This window comes from Bacillus sp. 7705b (assembly GCF_002289525.1).
Classification (GTDB): domain Bacteria; phylum Bacillota; class Bacilli; order Bacillales; family Bacillaceae; genus Bacillus; species Bacillus halotolerans.
Genome location: NZ_NSDH01000022.1, coordinates 1 through 15,970, shown reverse-complemented (window position 1 = coordinate 15,970; position 15,970 = coordinate 1). Strand labels below are relative to the sequence as shown.

Annotated in this window: 19 protein-coding genes, 2 pseudogenes and 1 riboswitch; of the genes and pseudogenes, 10 read left to right on the top strand and 11 right to left on the bottom strand. The window is 44.6% G+C overall.

Annotated elements, in window-relative coordinates; translation table 11 throughout:
- The first annotated feature begins 9 nt into the window (after positions 1 to 9).
- The 3 genes from thiD to cotO all read left to right on the top strand — a co-directional run bounded on the left by thiD (position 10) and on the right by cotO (position 2,564).
- Positions 10 to 825 (top strand): bifunctional hydroxymethylpyrimidine kinase/phosphomethylpyrimidine kinase, encoded by an 816-nt coding sequence (gene thiD / locus CJU60_RS09180; protein ID WP_095713610.1) that lies wholly within the window; start codon positions 10 to 12, stop codon positions 823 to 825.
- 136 nt (positions 826 to 961) lie between these two features.
- A complete protein-coding gene (gene fabI, locus CJU60_RS09175) occupies positions 962 to 1,738 on the top strand; it encodes an enoyl-ACP reductase FabI (protein ID WP_095713609.1) in 777 nt (258 codons plus the stop codon).
- Between the two features lie 100 nt (positions 1,739 to 1,838).
- Positions 1,839 to 2,564: a spore coat protein CotO gene (gene cotO / locus CJU60_RS09170; protein ID WP_081638279.1), complete on the top strand. Its 726-nt coding sequence runs from the start codon at positions 1,839 to 1,841 to the stop codon at positions 2,562 to 2,564.
- Positions 2,565 to 2,650: 86 nt separating this feature from the next.
- Here the strand turns inward: cotO and cotZ are convergent, their stop codons facing one another.
- The 5 genes from cotZ to cotV form a co-directional block, all read right to left on the bottom strand.
- Positions 2,651 to 3,100: a spore coat protein CotZ gene (gene cotZ / locus CJU60_RS09165; protein ID WP_095713608.1), complete on the bottom strand. Its 450-nt coding sequence runs from the start codon at positions 3,098 to 3,100 to the stop codon at positions 2,651 to 2,653.
- 127 nt (positions 3,101 to 3,227) lie between these two features.
- Positions 3,228 to 3,716 carry a spore coat protein CotY gene (gene cotY / locus CJU60_RS09160; protein WP_003239243.1) on the bottom strand — a complete coding sequence of 163 codons (489 nt, stop codon included), beginning with the start codon at positions 3,714 to 3,716 and terminating at the stop codon, positions 3,228 to 3,230.
- Positions 3,717 to 3,866: 150 nt separating this feature from the next.
- Positions 3,867 to 4,373 carry a spore coat protein CotX gene (cotX, locus tag CJU60_RS09155; RefSeq protein ID WP_095713607.1) on the bottom strand — a complete coding sequence of 169 codons (507 nt, stop codon included), beginning with the start codon at positions 4,371 to 4,373 and terminating at the stop codon, positions 3,867 to 3,869.
- 88 nt (positions 4,374 to 4,461) lie between these two features.
- A complete protein-coding gene (gene cotW / locus CJU60_RS09150) occupies positions 4,462 to 4,791 on the bottom strand; it encodes a spore coat protein CotW (RefSeq protein ID WP_095713606.1) in 330 nt (109 codons plus the stop codon).
- A gap of 40 nt (positions 4,792 to 4,831) precedes the next feature.
- On the bottom strand, positions 4,832 to 5,218 hold the full coding sequence (gene cotV, locus CJU60_RS09145) for a spore coat protein CotV (protein ID WP_095713605.1): 387 nt from the start codon (positions 5,216 to 5,218) through the stop codon (positions 4,832 to 4,834).
- 155 nt (positions 5,219 to 5,373) lie between these two features.
- On the opposite strand from cotV, the gene CJU60_RS09140 reads away from it, so the two are divergent.
- From CJU60_RS09140 to spoVIF, 4 genes are all read left to right on the top strand, one after another.
- The gene (locus CJU60_RS09140) at positions 5,374 to 5,730 is read left to right on the top strand and encodes a DUF1360 domain-containing protein (RefSeq protein ID WP_010333781.1); all 357 of its coding nucleotides are present in this window, start codon (positions 5,374 to 5,376) and stop codon (positions 5,728 to 5,730) included.
- A 285-nt stretch (positions 5,731 to 6,015) separates the two neighbouring features.
- The gene (locus CJU60_RS09135; protein WP_095713604.1) at positions 6,016 to 6,222 is read left to right on the top strand and encodes a hypothetical protein; all 207 of its coding nucleotides are present in this window, start codon (positions 6,016 to 6,018) and stop codon (positions 6,220 to 6,222) included.
- A gap of 81 nt (positions 6,223 to 6,303) precedes the next feature.
- The gene (locus tag CJU60_RS09130) at positions 6,304 to 6,444 is read left to right on the top strand and encodes a YjcZ family sporulation protein (protein WP_010333783.1); all 141 of its coding nucleotides are present in this window, start codon (positions 6,304 to 6,306) and stop codon (positions 6,442 to 6,444) included.
- A gap of 163 nt (positions 6,445 to 6,607) precedes the next feature.
- On the top strand, positions 6,608 to 6,862 hold the full coding sequence (gene spoVIF / locus CJU60_RS09125) for a sporulation-specific transcription regulator SpoVIF (protein ID WP_010333784.1): 255 nt from the start codon (positions 6,608 to 6,610) through the stop codon (positions 6,860 to 6,862).
- A 65-nt stretch (positions 6,863 to 6,927) separates the two neighbouring features.
- Here spoVIF and CJU60_RS09120 read toward each other — a convergent pair whose 3' ends face one another.
- Positions 6,928 to 9,207, bottom strand: a complete 2,280-nt coding sequence (locus CJU60_RS09120; protein WP_141243774.1) for an ATP-dependent helicase — start codon at positions 9,205 to 9,207, stop codon at positions 6,928 to 6,930.
- A 115-nt stretch (positions 9,208 to 9,322) separates the two neighbouring features.
- Between CJU60_RS09120 and CJU60_RS09115 the strand changes: the two genes are divergently transcribed.
- Positions 9,323 to 9,577: a hypothetical protein gene (locus CJU60_RS09115; protein WP_095713603.1), complete on the top strand. Its 255-nt coding sequence runs from the start codon at positions 9,323 to 9,325 to the stop codon at positions 9,575 to 9,577.
- Positions 9,578 to 9,648: 71 nt separating this feature from the next.
- On the opposite strand, the gene CJU60_RS09110 is transcribed toward CJU60_RS09115, so the two are convergent.
- The 3 genes from CJU60_RS09110 to CJU60_RS09100 are packed head-to-tail and all read right to left on the bottom strand — an operon-like array spanning position 9,649 to position 11,342.
- On the bottom strand, positions 9,649 to 10,071 hold the full coding sequence (locus CJU60_RS09110; RefSeq protein WP_010333787.1) for a GNAT family N-acetyltransferase: 423 nt from the start codon (positions 10,069 to 10,071) through the stop codon (positions 9,649 to 9,651).
- A gap of 4 nt (positions 10,072 to 10,075) precedes the next feature.
- Positions 10,076 to 10,591, bottom strand: coding sequence for a YjcG family protein (locus CJU60_RS09105; protein ID WP_010333788.1), 516 nt, complete (start codon positions 10,589 to 10,591; stop codon positions 10,076 to 10,078).
- 28 nt (positions 10,592 to 10,619) lie between these two features.
- Complete coding sequence (locus CJU60_RS09100; protein ID WP_095713602.1) at positions 10,620 to 11,342, bottom strand: esterase family protein; 723 nt, start codon at positions 11,340 to 11,342, stop codon at positions 10,620 to 10,622.
- 166 nt (positions 11,343 to 11,508) lie between these two features.
- Positions 11,509 to 11,629, top strand: a riboswitch (SAM riboswitch).
- Between the two features lie 67 nt (positions 11,630 to 11,696).
- On the opposite strand from CJU60_RS09100, the gene metI reads away from it, so the two are divergent.
- Together metI and metC are read left to right on the top strand one after the other, a co-directional pair.
- Positions 11,697 to 12,818, top strand: a complete 1,122-nt coding sequence (metI, locus tag CJU60_RS09095) for a cystathionine gamma-synthase/O-acetylhomoserine thiolyase (RefSeq protein WP_095713630.1) — start codon at positions 11,697 to 11,699, stop codon at positions 12,816 to 12,818.
- Positions 12,811 to 13,971 carry a cystathionine beta-lyase gene (gene metC, locus CJU60_RS09090; RefSeq protein ID WP_095713601.1) on the top strand — a complete coding sequence of 387 codons (1,161 nt, stop codon included), beginning with the start codon at positions 12,811 to 12,813 and terminating at the stop codon, positions 13,969 to 13,971. The genes metI and metC overlap by 8 nt, the downstream gene beginning before the upstream one ends.
- Positions 13,972 to 14,014: 43 nt before the next feature.
- Here the strand turns inward: metC and CJU60_RS09085 are convergent.
- Together CJU60_RS09085 and CJU60_RS09080 are read right to left on the bottom strand one after the other, a co-directional pair.
- A pseudogene (locus CJU60_RS09085) lies at positions 14,015 to 14,560 on the bottom strand (GNAT family N-acetyltransferase).
- 57 nt (positions 14,561 to 14,617) lie between these two features.
- Positions 14,618 to 15,807: pseudogene (locus CJU60_RS09080) on the bottom strand (DUF819 family protein).
- Between the last annotated feature and the right edge of the window lie 163 nt (positions 15,808 to 15,970).

The following is a 15,970-nucleotide window of genomic DNA, read 5'->3' as shown; positions in this document are numbered from 1 at the left end:
TGTAGTTTGATGAGTATATATAAAGCCTTGACGATCGCCGGCTCTGACTCAGGCGGCGGTGCGGGGATACAGGCAGATATTAAAACCTTTCAGGAGCTTGGTGTATTCGGAATGTCTGCCATTACGGCGGTAACTGCTCAAAATACACTTGGCGTCCACGGTGTGTACCCGCTGACTGCAGAGGCATTGAGAGAGCAAGTTGACGCTGTGGCGGAGGATTTGAGACCGGACGCCGTAAAAACAGGAATGCTTTGGAATGCGGAAATGATTGAAGAAGTGGCAAGAAAAATTGATCAATACGAATTAAGCCGGGTGATCGTTGATCCGGTTATGATCGCGAAGGGCGGGGCGTCCTTGCTTCGCGATGAATCAATCGCTACGCTGAAGGAGCTGCTGATTCCAAGAAGCTATGCGATCACGCCGAATGTGCCGGAAGCAGAAGCGCTGACGGGTATGGCGATCCGTTCGCTTGATGACCGGAAGAAAGCTGCGGAACAGCTGGTGAAGATGGGTGCGCAGCATGTGATTATCAAAGGCGGGCACCAGCCTGAGGACAATCACATTACTGACCTTCTTTTTGATGGAAACATGTTTATGCAAATCAGCCATCCTTATATCGATACGAAGCATACGCATGGCACAGGCTGCACCTTTGCTGCGGCTTTAACAGCCCAAACCGCTAAAGGAGACAGCATCCATCAGGCATTCGAGGTTGCTGCCAACTTTGTCCGCGAAGCTGTGGAAAATACGCTCGGCATCGGATCGGGCCACGGACCGACAAATCATTTCGCTTTTAAACGAAACAGTATAAAAATAAACCGATGAGACCACCTGCTTATGGTGGTCTCTTTCATGTTTGACTTTGGTATGCGCTTTTCATCTGGACAAGGTTATGATATGATAGGTATTAAGATCAGGTACTAATACTATGTCTTTAACAAATATAGGAGGCTTTATACATATGAATTTTTCACTTGAAGGCCGCAACATTGTTGTTATGGGAGTAGCCAACAAACGCAGTATCGCTTGGGGAATTGCGCGCTCTTTACATGAAGCGGGCGCACGATTGATTTTCACATATGCAGGTGAACGCCTGGAGAAATCTGTTCATGAACTCGCTGGAACTTTGGAGCGGAACGATTCCATTATCCTTCCTTGCGACGTGACAAACGACGCGGAAATCGAAACTTGTTTCGCAAGCATTAAGGAGCAGGTCAGTGTGATTCACGGTATCGCGCATTGTATCGCGTTTGCCAACAAAGAAGAGCTTGTCGGCGAATACCTAAACACAAATCGTGAGGGCTTCCTTCTAGCTCACAACATCAGCTCGTACTCACTGACCGCTGTCGCAAAAGCGGCGCGTCCGATGATGACTGAAGGCGGAAGCATCGTAACGCTGACTTACCTTGGCGGAGAGCTCGTTATGCCGAACTACAACGTGATGGGTGTAGCGAAAGCTTCTCTTGACGCAAGTGTGAAGTACTTAGCTGCTGACTTAGGAAAAGAAAATATCCGCGTTAACAGCATTTCTGCCGGTCCGATCAGAACATTGTCTGCTAAAGGCATCAGTGACTTCAACTCCATCTTAAAAGACATCGAAGAGCGTGCGCCGCTACGCCGCACGACTACACCTGAAGAGGTGGGAGATACAGCAGCATTTTTATTTAGCGATATGTCCCGAGGCATCACAGGTGAAAATCTTCATGTTGATTCAGGTTTCCATATCACTGCCCGCTAAGCAGATTCACCATCAAGCAGTCCCAAATAGGGATTGCTTTTTTATTTCTTCTGATTTTCAGCATTCTGTCATATAGATAGAATATGACAGAATCGGAGGGATGAAGATGTCTAATAAGAAAAGAAACGCGGATAAAAAACCGCTCATGTATATTGTTCAGCCGGATTATATGGAAACACGCTCGTCCATGCAGGAGATCGTCATTAAAAGAAAAGCCAAACCGGCTCCGACAAAAGCAGAGGAACAGCCGGTTTATCATGAAAAAGAGCGGGAAGACATTCAGGTAAAAGGTGCAATTGAAACAGAGGAAAAAGAGCGGGAAGACATTCAGGCAAAAGATGCTCAGCAAACAGAGAAAAAACAGGCAGAGGAACAAGTGAGTCAGCAAAAACAAGAGGCGAGAGAGCCGGAGAACCAGAAAAAGCAGCAGGAACCGTTAGAAGAGCCGCAGGCAATTGAAGACACCGCCAAACAGCAACCTCAGGAAGCGGAAAAAAAGGAAGAGCCTGCACCTGAAGCCCGTAAGCCTGAAAAGGAACCGGAGGCCGTGCATAATGCAGCTAAAGCTGAAGAAAAGACACCGCCGGCCAGAAAAGTGAAAAAACCGATGAGCAAGATGTCCATCCATGAAAAAATCGACTTTTTAACAAAACTGCCGCATAACATGCCGAGAGCGCTTTGTCTGATCGAAGCCAATGGGAAAACGTACAGAGGCGTGATTGTCGGAAGAAGAAATGATTCCGTTCTGCTTCGGACGACCGGAAACGGCGCTCCGACTGAGCTGGCGATCGATGATATCACATCTCTGCACCCGTTAGGTTTTTAATGAAAGCAAAAAGCTGCCCGGCAGTTCGTTCCGGCAGCTTTTTTACATAGAGAAAAGCCTGCAAATCTGCAAGCTTTTCCGCCTTATCATGAATGATGATGTGTTCGATTGATTAAACGGGGATTTAAGCAATTAATCGCGCAGAAGCAGTCTAAATCCACTTCAATGCAGTAGTGCGTTTTTTCAAGTCGGAACACTTCACAAATCGTGTCTTTATCGGTGAAGTCCAAAATGTGTTTGTGTTCGTCAAAAGCGATTAATAAGGATAGCGTTGCGCAGCTGCCATGAACTTTTTCCACTCTAAAAAATACTGTATTAAAGCAAGGTCCGTTATCCAGCTCGCCGACATTACCGAAGGCGACTAAAGGCTTTGATTTTGATGTAAATATTGCAAAAGGCACTGTATCGCCTAATGAATGGCTTACAGACAAAAGCTTGGAATGGCAGCCGGTCGGGCAATCCTCTTCAACCGCGTTTTGCAGATCTTCAATTTGTTCTACCGCTTCACGCACGCAGCTTGATGTTTTCTGGCTCATATTATCCCTCCTGCCTTGTAATTTTGAGACTGGCGAAATGATGGAGAGTCAGCTGCCTCACTTTCGAAGCAGCTGAATAATTTGCACCTGTAATAGAGCTTGGAAGGGGATTCCTCTTTACAAGTGTTTATCCATTGTGATGATGCTTTTTATCTTTATGAGGCGAAGTTCTGTCAACTAACTCTGGTGACAGGCATTGAATCGCACAGAAGCATCCGAGGTCCACTTCGATGCAAAAATCTGTTTTTTCTAGCCCGAAGAAATCCGGGTCGCAAGGGTGGCAAACACTTAAGGTATCGCCTTTGACATCGACCGGGCGTAAAATAGAAAGTGTTGCACAGCAATCGCATAATTTTTCAACGCGGAAGAAAATGGATTCAAAGCATTGCATATCATCCACAAATCCCCCCACGTTTCCGAATGTGGAGAACAATCCGCCTTTTTTATCAAAAACGAGAAACGGAATTGTGTCTTTTCCAGCAATCGTAGGGTTTAAAAGGTTGGTATAGCAGCCAGTCGGACACTGTTCTTCAACTGCCTCCTGCTCTGCTAAAATCTTTTCCACTGCATCGCATACACAGTTCTCATGCCGGCCATGGGTTTTTCCGCAGCTCATTGATTTCAGCTCCTTCTTTATAGGGTATTTGACTTTAGTCCTTAACAACATATGTACTCGTGCCTCACTTGGTGTGGGTGAACGTCTATATATTCATCATATGCTGGGAAAATAAGAAAAAGCAGAGCGTTTTAGCTCTGCTTTTAGGTCCTAGAGGACGAGTGTGATAACTAGGATGGCAATGAGAGTGTTTGTTGCTGTAGAGACAAGTGTTGCAATATCGACATCTACTGTTGAGACGTTTACGCCGCGGGAGCATTCGATGAGAAGTTTTTGGCGGTTTACTTGCTTGTTAGCTGTCAGCTGCAGTAAATCTTGTGCGACTAATTCAGCGATTACACCATCTGCAATGGATGTGAGAGTTGCTGTTACGACAGCGGCATTAATTGCAGTTACAACTGATGTAACGGCTTGAACGTCTGTTGATGTAACGTTGATATCACAAGAGTCTCTGATAATAATTGTCTCATCGGAGACTTGTTTGTTAAGATTTGCCTGAGCCAGATCTTGATTGATAAAGGCATTGTCGTCGCCGAATCCATTGCCATTGCAGCAAATATCGCAATTACATTTTCTTTCTTCTTTTTTATCTTTTTCGTCTAACGGATGGTCACAGTCAGGATCAAGTGCAACCCAAGAGTATGGTCTGCTTTCCATATCTATTCCTCCTTTTCTTTTACTGTTATTAAATGAGCGAGCCTCTTACTTTGACTGAGGCATATATCCTGATGAAGAACCCTATTTTTTATGATTGGTTTGAATTGTTATTGTTTTGCCGTCTTTGTCTGAGCTGTTCAATTAATTGCTCTCTGCGGCTTAGCGGTTTTTCGTTCTTTTTCTCTTGCGCGGCTGCTTCTTCTTTTTTCTTCTTTTGATTTTCAACTAATGCAGCTGATTTAGCCTGCAAGTCTTTTACCAGATTCAAGAGCATTTCTTTTTCTTCATCTGATACTTTTTTCATTTTGTCTTTCGTGACGCCGTGTTTAAGAAAGATATTTTGAACAAGCATTTTCGTCATTGGATCAGCTTCCGGCAGCTTTGCAAGCTCTTCTTTGAATTTATCGTTATCTGACATTTGTTTTCACCTCGACTTTTAAGTTTATGAAAAGAAAGGGTTAAAGGACGTCAAGTTCATTGAGAATGCTGTTTAGCACCTGAAGCAAAATTTGTACAAAGGTTATTATTTCGTCGGCAGATAAAGTAATTTTGATGTTTCGGCTGTTGATAATTTTAATGATGGTTCTTTTTTTGATTTGGGAGTTATCGAGGATGAGTATTTCGCTTGCGACTGCGTCAGCTAAGTTCTCGTCGGCGATGACGAGCTGTGTTGCCAGGATAATCATTGTTGTGACCAAGGCTTGTATAGAAAGGGCAGCTGTTATATGTGACGTATCTACTGTGATATTTTCGCAATCAATGACTTCGATCTGCTGCTCGAATTCGCTTGATAATTGCTCAAATATTTCAGGATGCAGGGATTCAACTTCTTCTTCAAATGACATAACCTTCACTCCTTTCTTATCCATACTGTATATAATGCAGAACAAGTGCAGAGCGGAATAAGAAAAATAACCAATTTTCAACAGGACAAGATACAAATTCATGAAAGCTAGGGTTTCTGCATATATGTGAAGGGGATGATGAAAGGAGTGAACCAGTGGTTATCAATTGGCTGTCTCTTTTCCTTCTTTCGCTTGCGGTCTTCCGGCTCGCGCGTCTTTTCGTGTTTGATACGATTATGGCGCCGCTGCGCAGCCTTTTTCATGAAGAGAAGGAGGAAAAGGACGCGGACGGGAACATTGAAACGTATATTGTCATAAAGGGAACGGGTGTGAGGGCGTTTATCGGTGAATTGCTGAGCTGCTATTGGTGCACAGGCGTGTGGTGCGCCGGCTTTTTGATTTTGTGCCAGGCCTTTATTCCAGAGGCGGCCCAGTGGCTGGTTTTGCTGCTGGCAATCGCAGGGCTGGCCGGTATTATTGAAACCCTTGTATCAAAATGGCTGCAGGAATGAGGCATTCCCACCAGCAACTTTCCGTCAGTATCCGCATAAAATAGCATATATGACATAAGGAAAGGAAGGGATCAAAGTGAATCAATTTAACAAACCTTCCCAAAAAACTCCATATACAGATTCATCGTATCAAACAAAAAAGATCAAAAAGAAAGGCTGCGGATGCGGCAGTAAAAAGAAAAAACCTCAATAGCTTGACACTGACAAGAGACCGGAGATGTCCGGTTTTTTGTTTTTTTAACAATGCTGATACGCTCAGCATATGTCATGAGAGGGGGGGATCTCATGAACGAGTTTGAAAAATTCATAGAGGGCAGGTATGGACCGCACGATCAAAAGCAAAACAAACATGACAAGACGATCAAACATATTGAAAAGGAATTGGCTTTATTTGACGAAGCCGGCCTGTCGTTTGAACAAGAAATTGAAGAATTGGCTGAAAAGACGGAAGCCTTACTGAAAAAACGGCAGGCTCAGCATGATCCATCATAAATCCGCAAGCGCCCTATGCGAATATCCAAGCCGATCATGATGTCTCACATAGTGTATAGAGAGTAAAGGAGGTGCTTAGTTATGGGGTTTGGTTACGGAGGCGGCTGCTACGGCGGCGGTTATGCTGGAGGATATTCAGGCGGTTACGGTTCAACATTCGTTCTTGTGGTCGTACTGTTCATTCTTCTCATCATCGTAGGTGCATCTTTTTTTAACTACTAAGAAATGAATGAAGGAGGAAGTGCGGATGATTCCCGTGCTTCTTCCTACTTTATGTACCCTTTGCTGCTTTTTAAATCAGTAACTTATTTTTGATTGCAAATTATCACATTATGCGTAAAGCGTTCATACAATACTGTATTACTCCGCCAAAAGGAGGCGTATCATGGATAATCAATTTTTTAAGAACATTGAAAAGAAAACAGGCGTGAACATGCAGGATGTCATGAATCTTGCAGGATCACTTCAAAACGCCAATTTTAAAGATGAAAACACAGTCCGTAGCGTCATTAAACGCGTGGCGCAGCTGGCAAACAGACGCGTGCCGAAAGAAATGGAAGATAAGATTGTCCAGTCCATTACAAGCGGAAAAGAAAAGCTTGATTTTGGAACGATTTCTAAAATGTTGGATAATAAATAAGCGGATGGCCTGGGCAGCGGGCCTTTTTTACAGTGAAAAACCCGGCAGTATCACTGCCGGGCTGTTTATTTGGGCAAAGGCTGTCTCGTTTGCTGCAAAAGAGGATACAAAAACCTTGAACGGTGGGCTGTTTTGCCGCGCCTGTTTGCGGGACAAGACAAATATAAATGCTGTTTGGCCCGTGTCATTGCAACATACAGAAGGCGTCTTTCTTCTTCAAGCGGAGCTTCGTCTCCCTTTCTCGCTGTTTCTAGTGAGAAATCATGCGGGATGGAGCCGTCTACCGTACCTAATACATAGACGGTTTTGAATTCGAGGCCCTTTGACCGGTGAATGGTCATCAGCTGCACACCGTTTTCATCCGTTTTGTTTTTTTTAGCAGCCCGCATGTGATCAACATGGGCGAGAAAGTCAGGGATGGTTTTGAATTTTTTGGCGACAACCTTGACGTCACGCAGGTCATCAGAGCCTTTTTCCAGCTTATTTCCTTCGTTGCCCCGTTTTTTTAAGTATTCGGAGAAGCCCATTTTTCCTTCGGCAAAGGTAATGGCTTCCACCGGCTTCATGGTGCGGATGCTTGCGAAAAAGGGCACGATTTTTTTGATTTTATCCAGCTGGAACGGCTTCAGATCCGGCAGTTTGGCCAGCGCCTTGATCATTGAGCAATCCTCGGTAATCGAGAGCGCCTTCAGCGTGTTTAATGCAGACTGTTTTAGAAATAAGGCAGGCAGCAAGTGTTTAATCGCTTCAGTATCATCCTCGTTTTGGCTTGCGTACAAGTATGCGAGTATCTGGCGGACGATCCTTCTGCTGTAAAAGGACTGGACGCCGCGATCTGCGGTATACGGAATTGATGATTGATGAAGCCTTTCATAAATGGCGCGGCCGGCGCTGTTTGTCCGGTAGAGAACCGCAAAATCTTCAGGTTTTGCGCCGTTTTGAATTTTTTCTTTCATATCGGAAACCACCATGGTCGCTTCTTCTTCTTCGTCATAAGGATAAAACAGCACAGGGACCTGCGCGTCGTCACGAGCGGCTTCCAGCATCTTGGCATACCTGTTTTTGTTCTTTTTCACGACAATATCAGCACTGGAAACGATCGGATGTGTTGAACGGTAGTTCGCTGTTAAATAGATTGTTTTGGCACCGGGATAATCCTTTTGAAAATCCAGAATAAAAGAAGGGCTGCTGCCGCGAAACGCATAGATTGACTGATCATCGTCACCGACACAGCACAGGTTTTGTTCCGGACTCGCCAGCATTTGCATGATTTTATATTGAACCGGATTAATGTCCTGAAACTCATCGATTAAAATATACGTAAACCTAGATTGATATTGCTCCAGAAGGTCAGGCCGTTCGATAAACAGTTCATAGCAGGCTGACGCCATATCATCAAAATCAAATTGGCGGTGTTCTTTTTTCTGGCGCTCATAATATTCGTATAGGCGGTAGACTTGTTTTTCCCACTCATCCTTTAAAGGAATACGTTCATTCGGCAAATAAGTGTTTTTCCAGAAGCCGATTTGCTGCAAAGCCTGATCGACAGGGAACTCTTTCTCATCTACGCCTTCTTCATAGAGTGCTTTTTTCATATATTGTTCCTTTTGCCACTCCATTTTCAGCAAATGTTCGCCATTCCATTTGGCAGAATCATAGTGATACAGGATTTTATAAAACAAGCTGTGGAATGTTCCGGTGACAAGTCTTCTGACTTTTGACGGCTGTAATCCGTACTGCTTCGCCATGCGATCTTTCATTTCCGCGACGGCTTTTGTTGTAAAGGTGACAAGCAGCATATGTTCCGGCGGTATGTCTAAGTGTTCGATCATGTGGGCAGCGCGCGCGGTCAGCACACGTGTTTTTCCGCTTCCTGCACCGGCAAGCACCAATAAAGGGCCTTCCGTTTCCGTGACAGCTTTCAGCTGATCTGTGTTTAAGCCGACAGTCGGAAAAAGGCTCATATCAGGTGTTTCCGGTCTTTTTATAAAAGGTGTACCAGGTTTAATATGTCTTGGAGTCTGCCATTCCGTGACACCGGGTGCCGAATCAGCTGATATCGCTTTTCCTTTAGGCAAACGAAAGACGCCGGATTCCTGAAAGTCTTCTTTTCTCTCTTCTTTCGCCGGTTTCGGTTCGCAGGCTTCCTCACACGCCGGGAAATCACCAGGCTGCCGGTGAATAAATGCAGGCGGTTCAGCGATGTTGAGCCTTAACAAAACAGGCTTTCCGCAATGAGAACAAGATAAATTCCCTTTTATTCCTTCTTCATAGAGGAATTGATAATGTTCTCTCGAATATGTATGTAAATGTATTGTTCGATCATTCAGTCGGGCGCATTTCAAAAAGGGGTCCTCCCAATAAAAAGGTGTTCATTACAGACAAAGACTATCATATCAAAAGAAACGTGTTTCAAAAAGTAAGTTTAAGGGAAAAGAACAGCAGAAGGGTGGGGATCGTATGATATATGCAGGTCAAATTCAGAACCAGCAATACGCTCAATATGCCAATCGCACAATAGGCCATAAACAGGATTATGCCGGAACAGAGAAGATCAGCTATGTCCCATTTCAGCGGGTATACAAGGAACTTGAAAAGCAGCAGGAGAATCTAACGGCTGCTGAAAGGAAAGTAAACGAGGCAAAACGTAAGCGCTCTCTTTATAAAAGATTTCGAGAAAAAGGGATAGGCACATCTATTAATCGATATGTATAAAAAACCGTTCACATGAGAGAGCGGTTTTTTATATGCGAAAAAATCCGGATCTCAGAAGACCCGGATGGTGTTTAATCCTTAATCATTTGCAAATGGGGAATGCCGGCATCGAGAAATTCCTCTTCAGACAGCACCCGATATCCATGTTTTTTGTAAAATGGCACTGCTTGTGTCTGCGCATTTAACATAAAACCTGAAGCACCGCCGTCTGCTGCCGCTTTTTCCAGCGCTTTCATAATGATGCCGCCGACACCGGCTGAGCGGTGGCTTTTTAAGACACAAATTCGCTCTAATTTGCCGTATCCGTTCTTTAGCCGCCATCTTCCGGCGCCGACCGGCTGATCTCCGTCATATACCACAATATGCTCTGATTCGTTTTCTAGCTCATCAATTTCTTCTTCAGCTGGTACGTTTTGTTCTTTGACAAAGACTTCTTTTCTTACATAAAATGCATCTTTCATTTGTTCTTCATTTTTTGCGATAACTGCTTCCAATCGTTTATTCTCCTCCGCCTAACAGGAACGTTTCATATACCGTCCACGAACCGTTTTCCAATTGATACAGCAGATGAAAACGGTCAACAATTTCTTCATGAGATACTTCCTGCATTTTTAACTGCCCTAATACATCCGAATGCTCATCGTCGGAAAGGTTTTGGCCGACCGTCACATGCGGAACAAAATTGTATTCCTGATTACCGGCTAATACACCGGTGTAAAGTTTTTCATTCAGTGTTTTTAATTCTTCCGTCGGTTCTGCTTTAATGTAAATGACATTATTGACAGGCGCAAAAGAACTGTATTTGGTCATTTTGAGAACAATCGGATGAGATTCTTTAGCGATTTCTCTCAATTGTGATACCAATTCACCGGCTTCCTCTTCTGTAAATTCAAATGAAGATCTCAGCGTCAAATGAGGCGGGATCAGGGAATAGCTCGGATCATAGCGCTTTCTGTAAGAGTTCGCGAGATCTTGCAGTTTTTTTGATGGAAATAAAACAATTCCGTATTTCATAGTATGTCCCTCCTGAAAATAAAGTATGTTAGAGCATTTTTTTCAGAGCCGGCGTAATGAGCGGCTGCCAGTATGTCCACTTGTGGTCTCCGTCAAATGGCTCAAAATAATAATCGGAAAGCTTTTCCTCCAAAAGCTTTTTCAGCTCCTGATTCGGTTCTGTGAAGTCCAAAATATTGCCGTCTGTCGTATGGACGTCTGTTTCTTTTGTTCCGATTTGGTGATAAAGAGAGAGGTGTTTAATGTCGTCTGACTGTTTCACGGCTTTTAATACATGTTGATCTACATAGGGAGACTGCATGATGATGTTACCAAACATATTCGGATAATCAAGCGCTGTCATAAGAGAAACGGTCGCTCCGAGAGAATCACCGATCAGTGTCCGCCCGTAGCCGACTTGGTACGTCGGAAATTCATGGTCCGCAAAAGGAACTAGCTCGTGGGCAATAAATCGTTTATATGCCGAAAACTTAGAACCTTCCGGATGATAGGTTTTTCTGCGTTCTTTTACATCCTTGTAAGGAACACCGATAATAATGCATCGGTCTATTTCTCTTTTGGACAGCAATTCCTCCACTTGTCTGCCGATTCTCCCCAGCCTGAAATAATCGTGGCCGTCCTGCGCGATAATAAGATGATATTTATAAAGAGGGGAGTAGTTTGACGGCAGATAAACGAGTACTGTCATTTCCTCGTTAAGCTCTTTTGAAAAGAGCTTCTTTTCTTGAACTGTGCCGTTTTTCGGTGCCATAATACATTCCTCCAGGACATCACTAGACTTTCTTGCGTTTGAAATTATTGTACCATGAATTATTAGAAATTTCTCTCTTTAAACAGTTCGGTGCCCGAAGAAAAAAGTATTGAAATAAACTGCAAATTGCGCTAATATAAAACAATCAGAAAATTGAAATCGATATTTCTTATCGTGAGAGGTGGAGGGACTGGCCCTTAGAAACCTCAGCAACCGGCTTGTTTTGCATACGTGCAAAGCGCCAAGGTGCTAAATCCAGCAAGCGTACTATGCTTGGAAGATAAGAAGAAGCGTTAAACCCCTTCTTCTTATGAAGAAGGGGTTTTTATTTTGAAAAGGGAAGGTGTCAGCTATATGTCACAGCACGTTGAAACGAAATTAGCCCAAATCGGAAACCGAAGCGACGAAGTAACGGGAACAGTGAGTCCCCCTATTTATTTATCAACTGCATACCGCCACAGAGGGATCGGCGAATCGACCGGATTTGATTATGTTCGGACAAAAAACCCGACACGCCAGCTTGTTGAGGACGCGATTGCCAGTTTAGAAAACGGAGCGAGAGGGCTTGCCTTCAGTTCGGGAATGGCCGCGATTCAAACGATTATGGCGCTGTTTAAAAGCGGGGATGAACTGATCGTTTCATCGGATTTGTATGGCGGCACGTACCGTCTGTTTGAAAATGAATGGAAAAAATACGGCTTGACCTTTTATTATGATGATTTCAGCGATGAGGACTGTTTACGCTCCAAGATTACACCAAATACAAAAGCGGTGTTTGTGGAAACACCGACAAATCCGCTGATGCAGGAGGCGGACATTGAAAAGATCGCCCGGATCTCAAAAGAGCACGGTCTTCTGGTGATTGTTGATAACACATTTTATACACCGGTTTTGCAGCGTCCGCTTGAGCTCGGAGCCGACATTGTCATTCACAGCGCAACCAAATATTTAGGCGGCCATAACGATTTGCTCGCAGGCCTTGTTGTTGTAAAGGATGAACAGCTTGGAGAAGAAATGTTTCAGCATCAAAACGCCATCGGCGCGGTCCTGCCTCCGTTTGACTCATGGCTTTTGATGAGAGGAATGAAGACGCTCAGTCTCAGAATGCGCCAGCATCAGGAGAACGCGCAAGAGCTTGCGGCCTTTTTAGAAGAGCAAGAAGAAATCAAGGATGTGCTTTACCCGGGAAAAGGAGGCATGCTATCCTTCCGTCTGCAAAAAGAAGAGTGGGTGAATCCATTTCTAAAAACACTGAAAACGATTTGCTTTGCAGAAAGCCTCGGCGGGGTGGAGAGCTTTATTACATACCCTGCCACACAGACGCACATGGATATTCCTGAAGAAATCCGTATCGCAAACGGTGTCTGCAACCGTCTGCTGCGTTTTTCAGTCGGAATTGAACATGCGGAAGATTTAAAAGAGGACCTAAAACAGGCTTTATGTCAGGTCAAAGAGGGAGCTGTTTCATTTGAGTAATCACAATTGGACGCTGGAAACCCAGCTCGTGCACAATCCATTTAAAACAGACGGTGCAACCGGGGCGGTCAGTGTACCGATCCAGCACGCCTCGACCTTCCATCAATCTTCATTTGAAGAATTTGGCGCATATGATTACAGCCGCTCAGGCACGCCGACAAGAACAGCTCTCGAAGAAACAATTGCCGCACTGGAAGGCGGAACGAGAGGGTTTGCTTTCAGTTCAGGCATGGCTGCGATCTCAACAGCATTTTTACTTCTCTCACAGGGCGATCACATTCTTGTGACAGAAGATGTATACGGCGGAACCTTCCGCATGGTGACAGAGGTTTTGACCCGTTTTGGCATTGAGCACACGTTTGTTGATATGACGGATATCAACGAAGTGGCACGGAATATCCAGCCAAACACAAAGGTCATTTATATGGAGACACCGTCAAATCCGACACTTGGAATTACTGATATTAAAGCGGTTGTCCAGCTTGCAAAAGAAAACGGCTGTCTGACCTTTCTGGATAATACATTCATGACACCGGCACTGCAGCGTCCGCTTGATCTCGGCGTGGATATTGTGCTTCACAGCGCAACAAAATTCCTGAGCGGACACAGCGATGTGCTGTCAGGACTGGCTGCTGTCAAGGATGAAGAGCTTGGGAAGCAGCTGTATAAGCTGCAAAACTCGTTCGGCGCCGTCCTTGGCGTGCAAGATTGCTGGCTCGTGCTGCGCGGCTTAAAAACATTGCAGGTCCGTTTAGAAAAAGCGAGCCAAACAGCGCAGCGGCTTGCGGAATTTTTCCGGAAGCATCCGGCGGTGAAACGCGTGTATTATCCGGGGCTGTCTGATCATCCGGGGGCCCAAACCCATAAAAGTCAGTCGATGGGAGCGGGTGCTGTGCTTTCTTTTGAGCTTGAAAGCAAAAAGGCCGTTAAGAAATTAGTAGAGAATGTATCACTTCCGGTCTTTGCTGTGAGCCTTGGCGCCGTCGAATCGATTTTGTCCTATCCGGCAACGATGTCTCACGCGGCAATGCCTAAGGAAGAGCGTGAAAAACGCGGCATCACAGACGGCCTGCTCCGTCTAAGTGTGGGAGTCGAACATGCAGATGATTTAGAACGTGATTTCGAACAAGCGCTGAAAGAAATTGGCCCGTAGCTGCGCGTTAAAAAAGAAGCCGGGCGATATCCCGGCTTCTTTTTTATTTTTCATCATCAGGATTCAGAATCGCCAGTACTTGATGATCCTCCCATTTTCCATTGATTTTCACGTTTTTTCGGGCAATACCCTCTTTATGAAATCCCGCTTTTTCTAATACGCGCATGGACCCCAGATTGCGAGGCATGACACCGGCTTCAATGCGATGCAGTTTCAAATCGTGAAACGCATAATCAACAATCAGTCTGACCGCCTCTGTCATAAGGCCCTTTCCGTTATGGGCTTTATCTAAAAAGTATCCAATAAACGCGCATTGCAGCGCTCCGCGGATGATTTGGAAAAGGGAAACCGTCCCGATTAATGTATGGTCTTTATTTGTGAAGATGCCGAAGTGATACTCTTGGTCATTTACCAGCCTTTGCTGATATTGTTCGATCCTTTATCTCTGCCCTTCAATCGTATAGTAATCGTCTGCGCGAATCATGGAGAACTGTTCAAAAAATGCCCGGTTTTCGCTTTGCAGCCGAAGATTCTCTTCAGCATCTTCTGTTTCTAAAGGTCTTATATAAATGGTATGTCCTTTTAACATACAGTGATCTCTCCGTTTCTCTTACATAGTATTCTGAGGAAAGTGTGAAAATCCTTTTTATAAAAAGGAAGAAAACCAATTTCCCATAAAGGTGCCAACATAATTGCCGATCAAGTAGCCGAGTGTGCCGACCAGCATAATCGGTGCAACAAGCTCCCGCCATCCTTTGGCAATCGCCATCGCAGCTGCTGTCGTAGGGCCGCCGACTGTGGCGTTTACGGCAAGCAGAATTTCCTCAAGGCGCACGCGGAACAATTTACCGACAGCTAAGGAAACCGCTAAATTGCTGATGGCGATGATAAAGACAAATAAGAGAATAAGAGGCGCATTTGTGATGATTAACCGGAGATCTGCAGGAATGCCAATCACCACAAAAAACAAATAAATCAAGTAGGTGCCAAGCTCCTGAGATCCATTGAGCCTTTCAAAAAAACGAGGGACAGAAAGATGATAAGAACGGATAAAGACGTAAGCACAAGGTACTGATCGCCAAGCGTCCCGGTCAAAAGGGGGTGAGAGAACGTAATTTTGAAATAGCCGGAAACCTTACCGCTTACCGCAACAAGAGCAAAAGCAGCTCCAGCGTTAAAGGCAATGTCCTTTAATGAAATGTCTTTCCGCTTCCAATAGCTTTCCGCGCTGTTACCGCTGTTTCCTTCCGCTTTTGCCTGATCTTCAAACGGCATCGCATAATGACGGCGAAACCATTTGAGTGCAGGAATGCTGATTAAAATAAAAAACAACAGCGCCATCATAAAGTTATCTGCCACAACGGTTGCTGACACATATTCGCCCGGTGTCTCAAATTTCGCAGCCATCGCTGCAAAATTAATCCCGCCGCCAATATAGGAGGCACTGATCATCCCGCCGATCTTATCTAGATAGGGAATATGCTGTTTTAATAGAAAAAAAGCGAAGATGCTGCCAACCACTGTCCCTAAGGAGCTTATAAGAAAAATAAACAGCAAACGCCTGCTTTCCTTAAAAATCTGCCGCACATTGATCTGAAACAGCAAAAGAGGAATCGCAAGCGGCACTACATATGACCATACGGTGTCGTATACAGGCGATTCAACAGGAAGCACTCCTATATTTGTAAACACCATTGCACCTGCCAGTGCGATAATAGCCCCTGACACAGCGGAAGCCCACTTAAACCGCTGCTCCAGCCAGATGCTCACTGCCGCCCACACTGCAATAAATCCCCATAATACCCATACATCATCAGAAGAAATCAAAGAATGCAAAACCCCATCACCCCTATTGTTAGAAAATTAAGACATATTATAATAGCCGATGAACATAACAGCAAGTCCGAAAAAAAGTTTTTCTAAAAAAGCAGTTGACGAATAGAAGGGAAGGTTATATAATAGAACTTGTCAGAAAGACAACAACATACCCAGCAACACA

Excerpts from the sequence above, each read along its gene's own strand:
- CJU60_RS09105 (WP_010333788.1), bottom strand. The coding sequence starts at position 10,591 with ATGAAATACGGAATTGTTTTATTTCCATCAAAAAAACTGCAAGATCTC.
- thiD (WP_095713610.1), top strand. The coding sequence starts at position 10 with ATGAGTATATATAAAGCCTTGACGATCGCCGGCTCTGACTCAGGCGGC.
- cotO (WP_081638279.1), top strand. The coding sequence starts at position 1,839 with ATGAAGATGTCTAATAAGAAAAGAAACGCGGATAAAAAACCGCTCATG.
- cotX (WP_095713607.1), bottom strand. The coding sequence starts at position 4,373 with ATGGAAAGCAGACCATACTCTTGGGTTGCACTTGATCCTGACTGTGAC.
- cotW (WP_095713606.1), bottom strand. The coding sequence starts at position 4,791 with ATGTCAGATAACGATAAATTCAAAGAAGAGCTTGCAAAGCTGCCGGAA.
- metI (WP_095713630.1), top strand. The coding sequence starts at position 11,697 with ATGTCACAGCACGTTGAAACGAAATTAGCCCAAATCGGAAACCGAAGC.
- CJU60_RS09115 (WP_095713603.1), top strand. The coding sequence starts at position 9,323 with ATGATATATGCAGGTCAAATTCAGAACCAGCAATACGCTCAATATGCC.
- cotZ (WP_095713608.1), bottom strand. The coding sequence starts at position 3,100 with ATGAGCCAGAAAACATCAAGCTGCGTGCGTGAAGCGGTAGAACAAATT.
- fabI (WP_095713609.1), top strand. The coding sequence starts at position 962 with ATGAATTTTTCACTTGAAGGCCGCAACATTGTTGTTATGGGAGTAGCC.
- spoVIF (WP_010333784.1), top strand. The coding sequence starts at position 6,608 with ATGGATAATCAATTTTTTAAGAACATTGAAAAGAAAACAGGCGTGAAC.
- CJU60_RS09100 (WP_095713602.1), bottom strand. The coding sequence starts at position 11,342 with ATGGCACCGAAAAACGGCACAGTTCAAGAAAAGAAGCTCTTTTCAAAA.
- cotY (WP_003239243.1), bottom strand. The coding sequence starts at position 3,716 with ATGAGCTGCGGAAAAACCCATGGCCGGCATGAGAACTGTGTATGCGAT.
- CJU60_RS09135 (WP_095713604.1), top strand. The coding sequence starts at position 6,016 with ATGAACGAGTTTGAAAAATTCATAGAGGGCAGGTATGGACCGCACGAT.
- cotV (WP_095713605.1), bottom strand. The coding sequence starts at position 5,218 with ATGTCATTTGAAGAAGAAGTTGAATCCCTGCATCCTGAAATATTTGAG.
- CJU60_RS09130 (WP_010333783.1), top strand. The coding sequence starts at position 6,304 with ATGGGGTTTGGTTACGGAGGCGGCTGCTACGGCGGCGGTTATGCTGGA.